The following is a 17560-nucleotide window of genomic DNA, read 5'->3' as shown; positions in this document are numbered from 1 at the left end:
TTTTGTATTTTATTGTATTATAGTAAATATTGAATTAAAATTATTAAAGGTATATATTATAACTATACCATATATTTACATCAATTTTATGTAATTGGTATTTTCACAACAGATTTATCACCTCCCTATTTTATGGGATACCTAAGGAATAAAAATTAAGGGAGGTGAGAATTAAATGTCGGAGATTACCCAAATGTTCAAGCTGTTTTGTATTACCTCAATAGCTGTTCTTGGTATAACTTCCGCAGTAGTATTTTTTTCAAAAGATAGAATAAGTTTTAATATAAAAGCGCGTACCAAACTACCTGATCAGTCCGAAACAGAATTTGGTATCGAAGTTCATAAGGATGATAAAAAAACAAAATAGATAGTTATGCGTACTATCTATTTTTTACTACTAATTCTTAATCTGTTGTGTCCTCTGGTATCCCTATTTTATTAAATAAACTAATTGTATTATATGCAATTTATCCATAAAGTGTGCATGTTTTTAAGAATTCAGTAATATATTTATTCGCCCAGCGATTTTGCTTATATTATCACCATTTTAACTTAAAAGTTCTTGGCGCTACTCTATATGTTAAAATCAACGCAACTACCATATATACAATAGTTGTTATAATAATCCCTGCTGTGAAATAATATGAAGTCGTCTTAATTTGAAGACACGTATAGCTACCGATATACATAACCATGTTTACGAATTTAAATAAGGGACTTTTCACTGTTAACCCTGCTGTATAAGGCTGCAATACATAGTACATGAACAAATGATGTATTGAGAAGAAACAAGCTAAACAAATAATACACAAAAATAGTGGTATCATTCCAATAAGCTGGGAGCTATAACCACTAGCTAATATAATACAAATTATAGCAGAACATAAAGTTAAAGCCGGTATCAGGTTAAGAATAACTACCCTCTTAAGTCTTGAAGTGAAGTTGGATAAAATCACACTTGCCTCTCGGTAATAGCCTTGTCTTAATAGGCTTGCATCACAATTAAAAAACATAGCCTTGCAAATTCTTTCTCCCGTTGACATGCTGTACATTATAAATACCAATGGGGGAATGCTTTTTTTAATTATGTTCACTATATCCACCCTTTTACTCGGCATAAAAATCACAAAGTACATGGTAATTAAAAATATAAAACCTATAAAGACGACTCTTTCCTTTACAGGTTTTACCATTATTCTTCTAAAACGAAGAAAAAATAATGAGTTTAAATATTCATAGCCCTTCTTTTGGTCATATTTTTTTGTATTTAATTCTTCCTTACTCATTCTCTTTTCATCCAATTTCACAGTTGAAAAAGTCGCTTGATTTCTAATAGCCTCTACATCAAATAAACTATCCTTATTTAATAAATCTTTTGCTATTAAAGTATATTTCTTAAATTTCCATAAGTATATAAAAGCTGCCACGCCTAGAATTAATACAATAATCGCCACTAAAGCATTTAATAATATTAAATTAAAATCAATAGTAACTCTTAATAAAGGTAGTGCATAGGCAAGGACAAGTCCTCCTATGATTACTAGTGACATAAATAAATCTTTATGTTTTTGTATTATTTCTGTCTTATCATATATAAAAAGCTGTAGCCCTTCTTCTATCAATCTAAATGCTATTATTTCCGCTACAAGCACCATAGCTTTTAATGGTGAAAATCCTATTATTAAACCTATAATTATTACTGGAAGAACAAAGTATATAAAGTCTGTTATATTTTTATATACTATTTCTCCAAGATAGTATTCTCTTGCGTCAGCTCTCATTAGTGTTATCATATTAAAGGCCGCTTTGTTGGTTTTATCAAAAATTACATTTTTCATAACTGGTCCCAAAATAAAGCTTAAAAAGAAAAGAATATGTAAAAAATAAGGTTGTAACTTTGCTATATCCTTAGTCATTAAATAGGATGGCAAAATAATCATTACACCTAAATATATAGTTTTTCCTATAAACCCACCTAGCACTCCTAAAATTTCACGTATAACCCCTATAACCAGTTTAGCATGGGTTCTTTTATACAAATTTTCAGGAATTTTTTTACCCAAAATTGGTATCCTTTTAAGAAAATATATAAAAGTATTAGCCTGCTCTGCAAAAGATACCTTAAAACTATTTATAAATGTACTAATCATTTCCTCCCTCCTTTAAAATCTCCATGATTTTCTCTTCAAATTCAGGACTCTTTAGAACCTCACTATCCACTTCTTCTAAAATACAATTATTTAAAACCAATATTTCATCACATAAATCTGTAGCCAGCTGAAGAATATGAGTAGAAAAAATAATAATGTGCTCACTTTTCATTTTCTTTAACAAATTTTTAATTTCTAGAGCCACCACTACATCAAAAGAGGTTAAGGGCTCATCTAGCAAAATTACAGCAGGTCTAGTTATTAAAAGACAAACCATTTGCATTTTGTTTTTCATTCCATGGGAATATCCCTTCATCAACCTATATCTGTCTTCATCCTTAATTTTTATAATATCAAAATACTCATCTATTGTAAGCAAATTTTCAATTTTCTCCTTATTAATATCAATATAAAATTTTAAGAACTCATATCCAGTTAAAAACTCTGGTATCACTGGATCTGAAAAAACATATCCTACCTTACTATAATCTATTTCCACTGATGCTTGTCCATCTTCTACTATACTCACGCTACCATCCTCATATTTAGTTTCCCCACTTATGCAATTAAAAAGGGTTGTTTTACCTGCTCCATTTCTTCCTAAAAGTCCATATATTCTTCCTTTTTCAAATGTAAATGATGCTTTTTTTAACACCTGTTTTTCTCCATAACTCTTTTCTATATCTTTAAGTACTAATTTCATTTTATTCTACCACCCTCATTTTTCTCTATTACCAAATTAACAATGCTCAGCCCTAGGCCAACACCAGTACTTGCCTTTTTACTTCTAGAGTCATCACACTGATAAAATGGTAAAAACACTTTATCTTTATCTCTTATGTTACACCAGTTATGCCAATAAATATAGTAATAATTGTCTTATTAACCATAATAATTCTCCCTTTCTCTAATTCCCTAATTTAAAATAAAAAAAGGTTCAGCCTAAGCCAAACCACTTTATATGCTAATTACTAATTACTAATTATAGGATAATTATTCTTTGTATTTCTCAATATATTCTAGAAGTGCCATGCTAACTAAATCCATACTTTTATACTCTTTATATGTCTCTGCAAAATCTTTAAACTCCCCCCAAACTTCTGAATATAATCTAATAGTAGTCGTCATCTTAAATTCTCCATTAAGTATATCTTCATCAATTTTTAATTCTTGTGGTTGCGGTATATCAATTATAGTTTTATGATCCTTTGTTTGCTTTGATGTTTGTGTTTGTGTTTCTGTTTCGATTTCAGTTTTATCTGCCCCTGTTTTCAGCTCTTTTACAAAGTAATAAGCTGAATCAATAGCTTCCTCTACATTATCCGCATTAAAACTCACACAAGGGATTGTATCCTGCAAAATCAAACAAAACTTAGCATTTGATTGAATTTCTATTTTATATCCTGCATCTATTAATGTTTCTAATTTATTCATTTTTTTTCACACCCTTTTCTTATCTATTTACTTTTCGAATAATTTCTTATTAACTCATTTTGGTGATATATTACATTTTGCTATTGCTCTCTAATATTTATAAAATTATTATGCCACAATTTGATATATATTATGTTTTATAATTACCTTACTATATATCAATTAAATCATTTCCTACGGAGCTACAATATTTTTCTTGTTGTAAACTTATATCCCATACTTCTATTGAAAAACATAAAAAAAGGTGTTTATGAAATACTAATTTAATAGTATGTTTCATAAACACCTTTAATTAACTTATTTCATTAATATATATAGGTATAACAACGTTCATACCTATTCCCACTCAATAGTTGAAGGTGGCTTAGAAGTTACATCATAAACAATTCTGTTTACTCCTTTAACTTCATTAACAATTCTTCTAGAAACTATATCTAACACTTCATATGGTATTCTAGCCCAATCTGAAGTCATTCCATCTGAACTAGTTACAGCTCTTAGGGCAACCGTATGGCAGTATGTTCGTTCGTCTCCCATAACTCCAACAGATTGGATGTTTGGTAGACATGCAAAGTATTGCCATATTTCACTTTCAAGTCCAGCTTTAGCCACTTCATCTCTGAATATTGCGTCTGCTTCGCTAGTTATAAATAATTTTTCAGGTGTTATTTCTCCAAGTACTCTTATAGCGAGACCTGGTCCTGGGAATGGTTGTCTCCACACTAAGTAATGAGGAATTCCAATCTCTTCTCCCACTGCTCTAACTTCATCTTTAAATAATTCTCTTAAAGGCTCTATTAGTTTAAAGTGCATATCTTCTGGAAGTCCGCCAACATTATGATGACTTTTTATAGTAGCTGAAGTAGCAGTACCACTTTCAACTACATCTGGATATATTGTTCCTTGAACAAGGAAATCTAATTGTCCGAGTTTATTAGACTCCTCTTCAAAAACTCTTATAAATTCTTCTCCAATTATCTTTCTCTTTTTCTCTGGATCACTTACACCTTTAAGCTTACCTAAGAATCTCTCTTGAGCATTAACCCTTATTATGTTCATTTTAAATTCGCCTTTGAATATTGTTTCAACTTGATCGCCTTCATCTTTTCTTAAAAGGCCGTGATCTACAAATACACAAGTTAACTGATCTCCTATTGCTTTATGTACAAGCACTGCTGCAACTGAAGAATCTACGCCTCCTGAAAGAGCACAAAGTACTTTTTTATCTCCAACTAGTTCTTTTATAGCCTTGATTTTTTCCTGCGCAAAAGATGACATTGACCAATCGCCTTTAACCTCGCAAACATCATATAGGAACTTTCTAATCATTTCTTCACCAAAAAGAGTATGTTTTACTTCTGGGTGAAATTGAACTCCATAGAGTTTTTTAGAAACACTCGCCATAGCAGCTACTGGACAATCTTTAGTAGTTGCAATTATATCAAATCCTTCTGGTACTTTAGAAATATGGTCTGTATGACTCATCCAGCATTGATTCTTTTCTATTCCTGCAAAAATAGTAGCATCTTTGCATAGGTCAACTTCTACTTTTCCGTATTCTCGAACATCAGGTGTTATAACTTCTCCACCAAATACTCGAGCCATTAGTTGAGCACCATAACATATTCCCAAAATAGGAATACCTAGTTCGAATATTTCTTTTTCAACCTTTGGAGCACCTTTTGCATATACACTATTGGGTCCGCCGGTGAATATTATTCCTTTTGGATTCATGTTTTTTATTTTTTCGGCAGAAGATGTATATGGTATTATTTCGCAATAAACATTATTCTCTCTAACTCTTCTTGCAATAAGTTGATTATATTGACCACCAAAGTCAACAACTAAAATTAATTCTCTATTAATCAATGTTTTTCCTCCTGTACACTTAAGCTTTATACTTAGCTATTTATATATATTTTATCTATTCTCATCTATACTAGTTGTTCACGCTATAATTTGGCGCTTCTTTTGTAATTGACACATCATGTGGATGACTTTCTCTTAGCCCTGCTGATGTTTGGACAACAAAGGTTGAAGTCTCAAATAATTGCTCTAGCGTTTCAGAACCTAAATATCCCATTCCTGAACGTATACCGCCTATCATCTGATATATAGTTTCTATAACACTTCCTTTGAAAGGTATTCTTCCTTCTACCCCTTCTGGAACTAACTTTTTATTTCCTTCTTGGAAATACCTATCCTTACTTCCGCAAGCCATAGCACTTAGAGAACCCATGCCTCTATATACCTTATAGCTTCTTCCCTGATAGATTTCCATTTCACCTGGAGCTTCCTCACAGCCTGCAAACATAGAACCCATCATTACCACTTTAGCACCTGCTGCTAATGCCTTAACTATATCTCCTGAGTATTTTATGCCGCCGTCTGCAATAACAGGAACTCCATATTTATTCCCCTCTTCAACGCAATCCATAACTGCTGTAAGTTGTGGAACTCCTACTCCTGCTACAATCCTTGTAGTACAAATTGATCCAGGACCTATCCCTACTTTTACACAATCCGCTCCTGCCTCAATTAAATCTCTGGTTGCCTCACTCGTAGCAACGTTCCCTGCTATTATTTGAAGTTCTGGGTATACAGCTTTTATTTTTCGTACTGCATCCATTACTCCAAAAGAATGTCCATGAGCTGTATCTATAGTTATTACATCTACTCCAGCTTTCACTAAGGCTGCTACTCGCTCCGCTATGTCTACAGTTACACCAACAGCTGCACCACATAATAATCTTCCTCTAGAATCCTTTGCAGCATTCGGAAATTTTATGGTTTTCTCTATATCTTTTATAGTAATAAGTCCTCTTAAATAATTTTCGCTATCTACTAAAGGTAACTTTTCTATTTTATGTTTTTTAAGAAGTTCTTTAGCTTCCTGCATACTTGTTCCTTCTGATGCAGTAATTAGATTTTCACTTGTCATTATATCTTTAATTTTCTTACTATAATCAGTTTCGAAAACAATATCCCTATTAGTGATTATTCCAACTAATTTACCATTTGTTGTAATTGGAACTCCTGATATTCTATATTTACTCATTAGTGCTAATGCATCTTCTAAAATATTATCTGGAGATAAGAAGAATGGATCTGTAATTACACCATTTTCTTGTCTTTTAACTCTATCCACTTCAATAGCTTGGTTTTCAATACTCATGTTCTTATGTATAGTTCCTATTCCACCCTCTCTAGCCATAGCAATAGCCATTCTAGACTCAGTAACAGTGTCCATACCAGCACTCATTAAAGGTATGTTAAGTTTTATTTTTTTCGTAAGGTAAGTAACTAAACTAACATCCTTAGGTAATACTTTAGACTTATTGGGAACTAGCAATACATCGTCGAAAGTATATGCTTGTTTTAATATTTTTGCCATTTAATTAACACCCTTTCACAATTTTATTTTACATTCGTCTTTATAATTAGCATAAGAATATTTATATATACGATATTTTAAAATAAGGTATAAAGTATAAAAAGGCATACTAATCCTACCTTAACTAAAGTAAAATTAGCATGCCAAAAATAAGCTCATACTAAGATTACTCATAGTCGGAAATTTACGGCTTCCGGTAGATACTCCTTGCCATATTCAAGGTATATATGAGTAGCGTAATTGTTCTTTGAATTTGTTATTACAATAATGATAGTTAATGTTTAAGCATTTGTCAATGAATATTTCTAGTATGTTCATGAACTAGTTCGCGAACATACTAGAAACATAATTATAAGGCTTAACAAAATAAAAAAAATTAACTAAGGCAAAACCCTAGTTAATTTTTTATTTGAATATACTTTATTTATAATAATTATTGTTCAAATTATTTTTAGTACATTCCATCCATTCCCATTCCTGGTGCGCCACCCATTGGTGCTGAATTCTTTTCTGGAATATCTGCAACTGCAACTTCAGTTGTTAAGAATGTTGCTGCAACAGATGCTGCGTTTTGAAGTGCTGATCTTACAACTTTTGTTGGATCAACAATCCCAGCTTTTATCATGTTTACCATTTCTCCACGTAAAGCATCATATCCATTTTCTCCAGCGCTTTCTCTTACTTTTTCTATTATAACTGAAGCTTCAGCGCCAGCATTTGTAGCTATTTGTCTTAATGGTTCTTCTAATGCTCTTTTAATTATGTTAATACCCACTTGAACATCTGGTGTATCTGATGATAATTTTGCAATCTCAGAAATAGCATTAATATAAACTGTTCCACCACCAGGAACTATTCCCTCTTCAACTGCTGCTTTTGTAGCTGCAAGAGCATCTTCTATTCGGAGTTTCTTTTCTTTTAATTCAGTTTCAGTAGCAGCTCCAACTTTTATTACAGCTACTCCGCCTGCAAGTTTAGCAAGTCTTTCTTGTAATTTTTCTCTATCAAAATCTGATGTAGTTTCTTCAATTTGCTTTTTAATTTGGGAAACTCTATCATGTATTGTATCTTTTTCACCCTTGCCATTTACTATAGTAGTGTTTTCTTTAGATATTTTAACACTTTCTGCTTTTCCAAGCATGTCAACAGTAACATCTTTTAGTTCTCTTCCTAATTCTTCGCATATAACTTCTCCTCCAGTTAGGATTGCTATATCTTGAAGCATTTCTTTTCTTCTGTCACCAAAACCTGGTGCTTTAACAGCTACACAAGTAAAAGTTCCTCTTAATTTATTAACAACTAATGTGCTTAAAGCTTCACCCTCAATATCTTCAGCAATTATTAATAACTTTTTGCCTTGTTGAACGATTTGCTCAAGTATTGGAAGTATGTCTTGTATATTAGTAATTTTCTTATCAGTTATTAAAATATATGGCTCATCAAGATTTGCTTCCATTTTTTCTGCATCTGTAACCATATATGCACTTAAATATCCTCTATCAAATTGCATTCCTTCAACAACATCAAGTTCTGTTCCCATAGATTTTGATTCTTCTACAGTTATAACACCTTCGTTGCCTACTCTTTCCATAGCATCAGCAATTAGAGCTCCCGTTACTTCATCACTAGCTGATATAGCAGCAACTCTCGATATATCTTCCTTACCATTAACTGGTTTAGAAGATTTTTTAATTTCTTCAACAGCTTTATCTACAGCCATTTTTATACCAGTTCTTATTAACATTGGATTGGCACCAGCTGTAACATTTTTTAAACCTTCTCTTATTATAGCTTGGGCAAGCAATGTAGCTGTAGTTGTACCATCTCCTGCTACATCATTTGTCTTTGTAGCAACTTCTTTAACAAGTTGTGCTCCCATATTTTCAAATGCATCTTCTAGCTCTATTTCCCTAGCTATAGTAACACCATCATTTGTTATTAATGGTGATCCAAACTTTTTATCTAAAATAACATTTCTTCCTTTAGGTCCGAGTGTTATTTTAACAGTGTTTGCAAGTTTATCTACACCTCTTTGCATAGCTCTTCTTGCTTCTTCTCCAAACAATATATCTTTAGCCATTTTAAACCCTCCTATACGACGCTAATGATTAAATAATCATTTACTATCAATTATTATTTAATTATTATTACGTTAATGTTATTTTTCAATTACAGCTAATAGTTCATCTTGCTTTAATATGATATACTCAATACCATCATATTTTATTTCACTTCCTGAATATTTAGAGAATAATATTATATCCCCTGCCTTAACTTCCATTTTAATTACTTTCCCATCTTCAACTTTTCCTGGTCCTACTGAAACTACTTCAGCCTCTTGTGGTTTTTCCTTTGAAGCTCCTGCAAGAAGTATTCCACTTTTTGTAGTTTCTTCCGCCTCTAATCTTTTAATTAACACTCTATCACTAAGTGGTCTAATATTCATTTTAAACCCCTCCTTATATATTTTTGTTGTTTTTGTTAGCACTCATCACATCTGAGTGCTAATGAGTTCTATACCTAATATTTTAATTAATAATCATTATAATATCAACTTCACCTATTCCATATATTATACCATTTATACGCAACTAAACTATATTATGTTTAGTTATCACTGCATTATATAGTTTTTCTCTTGTTTACTTACTTTTTAATGAAATTATAATTTTAGCACATTTTTATTATCATTGAATATATTTTGATTTATTGTTAAAATCACTAATAGAGGTGATTTTATGAATAGTCTATATAAATGGTTTAATAACTATTTTTTTAGAGACTCCATTTTCAGAAATGTAAAAACGCTTATTAAATTTTCATTCAAAACGTTTTTTATCTTAAGTTTTACTTTTTCTTTTATAATTTTAAGCATAAATCTTACTTTGCTTTTTAAACCATTATACTATATGGATATTGATGTTTTAAAAATTGAAGAATCTTCTAATTTAAATAAAAAGGAACTAAAGACTAATTATGACTATGTAATCACATATTTAACTCAAAATAAAATTGAAGAATTCACTCTTCCAACGCTACCTTCATCCAATAATGGTAAAATTCATTTTAAGGAAGTTAAAATAATATTTGATAATCTTAAGGTAATGCTATTTTTCTCCATATTAATAAGTATTATAGGTATAATTATAAATAAGAGACACAAAACAATAAGATACTTGTTAACTAGTTCCATTTTTCTTATTATCGTACCTATAATATTACTTATACCCTTTTTAATTAATTTCGATAAAAGCTTCACTGCTTTTCATCATATTTTCTTTAAAAATGATTACTGGTTATTTGATATTGAATACGATCCAATAATAACGATCCTTCCACAGGATTTTTTCTTCCATTGTGCAATATTAATAATTATTTTGATTACTATAAGTAGCATAATATTAAGGTGTATATATAAATCACAATATAAAAAGCTACACTCTTTATAATATTTTATAAAACATGTGTTATCGTAACTTTTTAATAAGATTTTTTCTTTTTAATTACATTTTTTATTATAGTATTTCCTTTAAAAATCCCTACTATTGATATAATACTCATTGTTATGCCTATAGTTATTAAACTTGTAACATCCCATGCATCTATTTTTTGACCAAAATAAGAAGAAATAAAAATCCCTGGAATTCTACCGAGTGTTGAATATATAAAGAAATCTTTAAAAGAAACATCAGATACTCCACATATGTATATTAGAGCATCTTTAGGTATTCCTGGGATTAAAAAAAATATGAATATAACATTTTTTTTGCTTCCTATTTTTAATATTTTTCTAAAAAATTTCACTTTCTTTTTTAATAACAACTTCTCCACAAAAGGCCTACCATAACTATTAGCAATAAGATATACTATTATACCTCCTAAAGTAATACCCATTAAAGATATTATACCGCCTAAAAATGCACCGAAAATATATCCTCCAGCAATTTGTATAAATTCTCCTGGAATAAAAAAAACTACTACTTGTAAAACCTGCATAAGAATGAAAATTAAAACACTGAAATTTCCATAAGAAAGAATAACTTCTTTTAATATATTCGGATTTCTCAATATATATGAATACTTGAAATAATATTCATATCCTATGTATGCGAAAGCTAGCAAAACTGCTGATAGTAATATATATTGTTTATATCCTGATACCTTCATTCTAATACTATTCCACATTCTTTTCATTGTTTTTCATCCTCTTCACTCTTGTATTTATTTCAATAGTAACTCATAGTTTTATATAGTATTACTTGCTTTGCTTAATTTATTCTATTTTAATATTATTTTCTCTTGCATAATAAAACAAATACTGTTGTGCAAAACCTGCTAAGTTTTCAAATTTGTCTCTAGCGAAGGTCCTTATTTTAGGTAGAGAGACATCTGGTGCTAAATAAAAAAATTGCATCGCCCTCTTAACCCACACATCCACTGGGAAAGCAGAATATTTTTGCATAGAAAATAACATAATACAATCCGCCACTTTTGGGCCTATTCCACTAAGTTTTTTTAGTTCTTCATGGCAAATATCATCTTCCGCGGCTTTAATAAGCTCCAAATTCACTTCACCAGTATATACCTGATGTACTGTGTTTTTTACATATTTAGATCTAAACCCCAGACTACAACTCTGAATTTCTTCTATAGTAGCTTCTTCTAAATCTGCAGGCGTTGGAAATGTGTAGTACGTTTTCCCCTTATATTCTATTGGTTTTCCCCATTTTTTGCTCAAATTGTTTATAGCTCTTTTTATCATTGGGATTCTATTATTTGAAGAAATTATAAATGATATGGTAAGTTCAAAAGGCTCCTGCTGCAATAATCTAATGCCATACCCGAAATCAACAGATCTTTTAAGAAGAGGATCCATCTTAAATTTCTCTTTGATAACTGTGTAATTTCTTTTAAGGTCAAAATAATCACACCAAATCTCATTAAATTCTTCCTCATTTATATTATATATCTTTACTTGCGTCCCCTTTTTTTCTACTTCTATTACCTTCCCATATGCTACCCCTATGTAATTGCCATTAGGCTCCTTGTCCCATCTAAAGCATTGCCCACATTCGAATATATGGTCTAGTTCAAAGTTCTCTACATCTTTTATTATAATGCCTTCATTAAATGATTCAATATTTTTGTAATCCATAATTTTTCCTTTCATTGAGTTAAATTATTAACTTTTAATTCGCGTATCACAATTTCATCTAATATTTCAGTAGCAGTTTCAATCATTACCTTGCAACTACCATCCTCTTTTTTATATTTTGCTTTAAGAGCCGCGCAATTATTCGTGCTTAACTTTGATTCAAATTTTTGGAAGAATTCCTGACATAGTCTTTTAACTCTATCACCTTCATGCGCTTTTTCTTTAGTAAATAATATACCTATAACTGCCAAAGAACCTGTTATTGCTCCGCATACGCTCTCAATACCCATTCCTCCACCAAAGGATGACATAGTTTTAAACGTTTCGCTTTTTAATTTCATATTATATTCATCACTAGCAGCGTAAATCATCACCTCAGCACAACTTAAATCATATTCCTTAGTGTAATATTTATTTATTTTATCTATTAACATAATATACCTCCTCCTATGCAATATTATTATACCAAATAGTTGTTACCTGTCCTCACTTTTTTAAAACAAACTCCATAAACCTTTGTTTATGGAGTTTGTAATTTAAAAATTATTATTTTGTTAACATTCCATCTATAGCTTTAGCAGCTTTTTTACCTGCTTCCATAGCTAATATAACTGTAGCAGCTCCTGAAACAGCATCTCCACCAGCATATACATTCTTTTTAGATGTTAATCCTGTTTCATCTTCTGCAACTATGCACTTCCATTTATTGATTTCTAACCCTTCTGTTGTTAAAGGAATTAATGGATTTGGTGATGTACCTAGAGACATTATAACCGTATTTACATCCATTATGAATTCCGACCCTTCAATCGCTATAGGTCTTCTTCTTCCTGATGCATCGGGTTCTCCTAGCTCCATTCTTATACACTTCATGCCTATAACATTCCCTTTTTCATCTCCTAGGATTTCAATTGGATTCACAAGTAAATCCATTATAACTCCCTCTTCTTTTGCGTGATGCACTTCTTCGGCTCTTGCAGGAAGTTCTGATTCTGATCTCCTGTACACTATGTGCCCTTCTGCTCCAAGTCTCACTGCTGTACGCACAGAGTCCATAGCAACATTTCCTCCACCTACAACAGCAACCTTTTCACCTGTTCTTATAGGAGTCTGATACCCCTCTTTAAATGCTTTCATCAAATTGCTTCTAGTTAAATATTCATTAGCAGAAAATACTCCATTTAAATTTTCTCCTGGTATTCCCATGAACATTGGAAGTCCAGCACCTGAACCGATAAATACAGCTTTAAAATCTTCTTCTTCCATCAGCTGATTTATTGTTACAGTTCGTCCTACTATCACATTCGTTTCTAATTTAACTCCTAATTTCTTAACATTTTCAACTTCATGTTTAACAACTGTATCTTTTGGCAACCTAAACTCTGGAATTCCATATACCAAAACTCCACCAGCTTCATGAAGTGCTTCAAAAATAGTTACATCGTACCCAGCTTTAGCTAAATCTCCTGCGCAGGTAAGTCCTGAAGGACCACTTCCGATTACCGCAACCTTAATGCCATTTTTAGGTTTTGTTTCTGAAAGGTCAACATTATGCTCTCTTGAATAGTCACCTACAAATCTTTCAAGTTTACCAATAGCTATGGCATCTCCCTTTATTCCTAATATACATTTGCTTTCGCATTGAGTTTCTTGTGGACAAACTCTTCCACAGACTGCTGGTAACGCACTATATTTTGCAATTACCTTAACTGCCTCTGTAAATTCTCTATTTTTTATGTGAGCTATGAACCCAGGAATATCTATTGCTACTGGACATTTTCCAACACACATTGGCTTTTTACAATTTAAACACCTTGTAGCTTCCTCAACTGCTTCGTCCTCTGTATATCCTAAACATACCTCTTCAAAATTAGTTGCTCTTACTTTTGGATCTTGTTCCCCTATTGCAACTCTGTTCATTTTACCCATTATTTAGCACCTCCTAAACCGCAGCCTGCTTTAATGCCTTCACCTTTAGAACTCTCTTGAGTTTTGTACATTGTTTGTCTTCTCATTGCCTCATCAAAATTAACTTTATGACCATCAAATTCTGGACCATCAACGCAAGCAAATTTAGTCTCACCATCTACAGTAAGTCTGCAAGCTCCACACATTCCTGTTCCATCAACCATAATAGGATTCATGCTTACAATAGTTGATATTCCAAGTTCTTCAGTCAATTTGCAAACAAATTTCATCATTATCATTGGTCCAATTGCAACAACTAAATCGTATTTTATGCCATCATTTTGAACTAATTCTTTTAATTTATTTGTGACAAGTCCCTTATATCCATATGAACCATCATCAGTACATGGATATACATTCCCTGCTACTTTCTTCATTTCTTCTTCCATAATTACATAATCTTTAGCCTTTGCGCCTATTATTACGTCTGCCTTAATACCTTGATCGCTGAGCCATTTAACTTGAGGGTAAACTGGTGCAGTTCCTAGCCCGCCAGCTACAAACACAATTTTCTTTTTCTTTAAATCTTCAATGCTCTCACTCATTAATTCAGATGCTTGTCCAAGTGGTCCTACAAAATCTGAAAATGAGTCACCAATTTCATACTTTTCCATTTTTTTTGTTGAACAACCTATTGTTTGAACTACTATAGTTACTGTACCTCTTAACGCATCATAATCACTAATTGTTAAAGGTATTCTTTCGCCTTTTTCATCCATCTTTATAATTATAAATTGACCTGGTTTTGCTGATTTAGCTACTCTCGGAGCCTCAATATCCATTAAGAATATCTGAGGTGCTAATGCTCTCTTTTCGACTATTTTATACATTTTTAATCCTCCATATTCATATATGATTTTGGTCTGCCTATGTTCCTACACTAAAACCTTCGTTATTATATATTCATTTTACCACAAAAATCTAAATTATATATTTGTTAAAATACATTTTACATTATCTCTATTTTGTCAAAATAAATTTCACTTGAAATTTTTATTAGAGTGAAAATACTAAGTCAAAATAGACAGGTAGTAAAGAGTATTAAATACTAATGCTCTTTACTACCTGTCCTCTTATTAATCATTTAATTATTGTCTATTGGTACAATTTCATAATGTGCCTAATATTAAATCATCTCCTGCGGAGCTGCATATTAACGACTTCAGAAGGAGATTTATACTCCTACTTAAAGTAGGTACTCCCACTTATAGAATTGGGAGACTTTCCTTCTGAAATGTCGTTAAAATTTAACTTTTTCTCCTGTAAAGGTACAAGTTAATATCTTTTTCATTTCGCAAGTATTTATTGGTCTTGGGTTAGATCCTGTGCATGCATCTTTTATAGCATTTTCAGATATAAAATCTACATTTGCATCAAACTCTTCTTTTGTCATTCCGTTTTCCTTTAAAGAAGTTGGTATATTCATAGCTTTATTTAAATCTCTTATCATATCAGTTAATGAATCAATTAATTCATCTTCTGTATTTCCAGCTAAATTAAGACTTCTAGCAATTGTAGCATATCTATCTCCACAAGATTTTTTGTTAAAATCTATAACATATGGAAGTAATATTGCATTAGCTAAGCCATGTGCAACATGAAATACGCCACCTATTTTGTGTGCCATACTATGAGATATTCCTAGTAGTGCGTTGGAAAATGCCATTCCCGCAAGACATTGTGCAATGTGCATTTCATTTCTCGCTTCCACATCACCTTCAAATGATTTTAATATATTTTCTCTAATCATAGTTATAGCTTGTATTGCAAGAGGATCTGAAAAGCTTGACCTAAGCCCTGCTACATAAGCCTCAAATGCATGTGTTAATGCATCCATACCTGTATGTGCTACTAATTTAGGTGGCATTGTTTGAGCTAGTGCTGGGTCTACTATTGCTATATCTGGTGTTAAGTTGAAATCCGCTAAAGGATATTTTATTTTTGCTTTATAGTCAGTAATTACTGAAAATGCTGTAACTTCGGTTGCTGTTCCACTAGTTGATGGTATAGCTATAAATTTAGCTTTTTGTCTTAAGTCAGGAATACCAAATGGTATAACCGCTTGTTCAAAAGTAAATTCTGGATACTCATAAAAAATCCACATAGCTTTTGCTGCGTCAATTGGTGAACCACCCCCGATTGATACTATTAAGTCCGGCTGGAATTCTCTCATTACTGCTGCACCGTTCATAACTGTTTCTACCGATGGATCTGGTTCTACTCCAGTAATATGCTTAACTTCAATTCCAGCTTCTTTTAAATAAGCTTCAACCGTATCTAAGAATCCGAATCTTTTCATAGAGCTTCCGCCAGTAACTATTACTGCTTTTCTGCCTTTTAAGGTTTTTAACACCTCTAATGAATTTTCTCCAAAATAAATATCTCTTGGTAACGTAAATCTATTCATTATATTTCCCCCCATTTTTAAAAAATATTATATTCTTTTATACGTTTATACTTAGTTGTTTATACCAACTTTTGTCATTTTTCTGTTGCATTGTTAATGATATATCATTAACAATGCAAAGTCAACATTAAAACAAGAGCATTACAACCCTCTACAAGTTGTAATGCTCTCTAAATTCATTGTTCATATTAAAATAATATCTTATTTCGAATAATCAAATATTCCCTTTTTAGTTTTTCTTCCTAGCAATCCGCCTCTAACATATTTTCTTAAAAGACTATGAGCTCTGTACTTATTGTCTCCTGTTTCAGTATATAAAACATCCATGATAGCAAGACATACATCAAGACCTATAAGGTCTCCTAGTGCTAGAGGTCCCATTGGATGATTAGCGCCAAGTTTCATTGCTTTATCGATATCTTCTGCAGATGCAACACCTTCTGCAAGTATTCCTACAGCTTCGTTAATCATTGGTATTAATATTCTGTTTACAACAAATCCAGGAGCTTCAGCAACTTCTACTGGATCCTTACCGATAGCAATTGCAATTTCTTTAACTGCATCGAAAGTTTCAGTGGACGTACCCATTCCTTTAATTATTTCTACAAGCTTCATCATTGGAGCTGGATTAAAGAAATGCATTCCTATAACTTTGTCAGGTCTATTTGTAGCAGCTCCTACTTCAGTTATAGACAGTGATGATGTATTTGATGATAATATAGTTTCCGGCTTACATATTCTGTCAAGTTCTGCAAAAATTTCTTTCTTTATTTTCATAATTTCTACAGCTGCTTCAACTACTAAATCACAGTCTGCTGCTAATTCCATATCAGTAGTTCCTGTAATTCTTGAAAGTATTTCTTCCATTTGTGCTTCAGTAATTTTTTCTTTTTTAACTAATCTTTCTAAATTCTTTTTAATTGTAACAAGTCCTCTATCAACAAATTCATCTTTAATATCTCTCATTATTACTTCGCAACCACTTACTGCGAATGTTTGAACAATACCCGCTCCCATAGTTCCAGCTCCAAGTACAAAAATCTTTTTCATAA

General features: G+C 31.7%; 16 protein-coding genes and 1 riboswitch. Of the genes, 2 read left to right on the top strand and 14 right to left on the bottom strand.

All coding sequences use genetic code 11. The features are described from left to right. The first annotated feature begins 175 nt into the window (after positions 1-175). Entirely contained in the window at positions 176-367 is a 192-nt protein-coding gene (locus ACWJKS_RS01505; RefSeq protein ID WP_165412559.1) for a hypothetical protein, read from the top strand. 172 nt (positions 368-539) lie between these two features. Here ACWJKS_RS01505 and ACWJKS_RS01500 read toward each other — a convergent pair whose 3' ends face one another. The 7 genes from ACWJKS_RS01500 to ACWJKS_RS01470 form a co-directional block, all read right to left on the bottom strand. Next, positions 540-2150 carry a hypothetical protein gene (locus ACWJKS_RS01500; protein WP_462960279.1) on the bottom strand — a complete coding sequence of 537 codons (1611 nt, stop codon included), beginning with the start codon at positions 2148-2150 and terminating at the stop codon, positions 540-542. Continuing rightward, entirely contained in the window at positions 2143-2853 is a 711-nt protein-coding gene (locus ACWJKS_RS01495) for an ABC transporter ATP-binding protein (RefSeq protein ID WP_165412561.1), read from the bottom strand. Before ACWJKS_RS01495 ends, ACWJKS_RS01500 begins: the two co-directional genes overlap by 8 nt. A 290-nt stretch (positions 2854-3143) precedes the next feature. Next, positions 3144-3584, bottom strand: coding sequence for a hypothetical protein (locus tag ACWJKS_RS01490; protein WP_462958821.1), 441 nt, complete (start codon positions 3582-3584; stop codon positions 3144-3146). A gap of 336 nt (positions 3585-3920) precedes the next feature. Continuing rightward, positions 3921-5450, bottom strand: a complete 1530-nt coding sequence (gene guaA / locus ACWJKS_RS01485) for a glutamine-hydrolyzing GMP synthase (RefSeq protein WP_216302343.1) — start codon at positions 5448-5450, stop codon at positions 3921-3923. A gap of 73 nt (positions 5451-5523) precedes the next feature. After that, complete coding sequence (guaB, locus tag ACWJKS_RS01480; RefSeq protein ID WP_165412563.1) at positions 5524-6978, bottom strand: IMP dehydrogenase; 1455 nt, start codon at positions 6976-6978, stop codon at positions 5524-5526. A 153-nt stretch (positions 6979-7131) separates the two neighbouring features. Then, positions 7132-7229: riboswitch (purine riboswitch) on the bottom strand. A gap of 200 nt (positions 7230-7429) precedes the next feature. Then, a complete protein-coding gene (gene groL, locus ACWJKS_RS01475) occupies positions 7430-9058 on the bottom strand; it encodes a chaperonin GroEL (RefSeq protein ID WP_165412564.1) in 1629 nt (542 codons plus the stop codon). A gap of 78 nt (positions 9059-9136) precedes the next feature. Beyond that, positions 9137-9424: a co-chaperone GroES gene (locus ACWJKS_RS01470; RefSeq protein WP_165412565.1), complete on the bottom strand. Its 288-nt coding sequence runs from the start codon at positions 9422-9424 to the stop codon at positions 9137-9139. Between the two features lie 292 nt (positions 9425-9716). Between ACWJKS_RS01470 and ACWJKS_RS01465 the strand changes: the two genes are divergently transcribed. Beyond that, positions 9717-10427 carry a TIGR01906 family membrane protein gene (locus ACWJKS_RS01465; RefSeq protein WP_462960278.1) on the top strand — a complete coding sequence of 237 codons (711 nt, stop codon included), beginning with the start codon at positions 9717-9719 and terminating at the stop codon, positions 10425-10427. A 31-nt stretch (positions 10428-10458) separates the two neighbouring features. Here the strand turns inward: ACWJKS_RS01465 and ACWJKS_RS01460 are convergent, their stop codons facing one another. The 7 genes from ACWJKS_RS01460 to ACWJKS_RS01430 form a co-directional block, all read right to left on the bottom strand. Further along, complete coding sequence (locus tag ACWJKS_RS01460; RefSeq protein WP_216302293.1) at positions 10459-11172, bottom strand: TVP38/TMEM64 family protein; 714 nt, start codon at positions 11170-11172, stop codon at positions 10459-10461. A gap of 79 nt (positions 11173-11251) precedes the next feature. Continuing rightward, complete coding sequence (locus ACWJKS_RS01455; RefSeq protein WP_216302344.1) at positions 11252-12133, bottom strand: DNA-3-methyladenine glycosylase family protein; 882 nt, start codon at positions 12131-12133, stop codon at positions 11252-11254. 11 nt (positions 12134-12144) lie between these two features. Next, entirely contained in the window at positions 12145-12567 is a 423-nt protein-coding gene (locus tag ACWJKS_RS01450; RefSeq protein WP_220287509.1) for a C-GCAxxG-C-C family (seleno)protein, read from the bottom strand. Positions 12568-12679: 112 nt separating this feature from the next. After that, complete coding sequence (gltA, locus tag ACWJKS_RS01445; protein ID WP_216302295.1) at positions 12680-14062, bottom strand: NADPH-dependent glutamate synthase; 1383 nt, start codon at positions 14060-14062, stop codon at positions 12680-12682. Then, positions 14062-14931: a sulfide/dihydroorotate dehydrogenase-like FAD/NAD-binding protein gene (locus ACWJKS_RS01440; RefSeq protein ID WP_462958822.1), complete on the bottom strand. Its 870-nt coding sequence runs from the start codon at positions 14929-14931 to the stop codon at positions 14062-14064. The genes gltA and ACWJKS_RS01440 overlap by 1 nt, the downstream gene beginning before the upstream one ends. A 410-nt stretch (positions 14932-15341) precedes the next feature. Continuing rightward, positions 15342-16508 carry an iron-containing alcohol dehydrogenase gene (locus ACWJKS_RS01435; RefSeq protein WP_216302297.1) on the bottom strand — a complete coding sequence of 389 codons (1167 nt, stop codon included), beginning with the start codon at positions 16506-16508 and terminating at the stop codon, positions 15342-15344. Positions 16509-16709: 201 nt separating this feature from the next. After that, a complete protein-coding gene (locus ACWJKS_RS01430; RefSeq protein WP_165412573.1) occupies positions 16710-17558 on the bottom strand; it encodes a 3-hydroxybutyryl-CoA dehydrogenase in 849 nt (282 codons plus the stop codon). Between the last annotated feature and the right edge of the window lie 2 nt (positions 17559-17560).

The sequence above is a fragment of the Clostridium sp. CM038 genome, assembly GCF_055081105.1.
The sequence above is the reverse complement of the archived record's forward strand: the minus strand, read 5'-3'. Positions and strand labels throughout refer to the sequence as shown.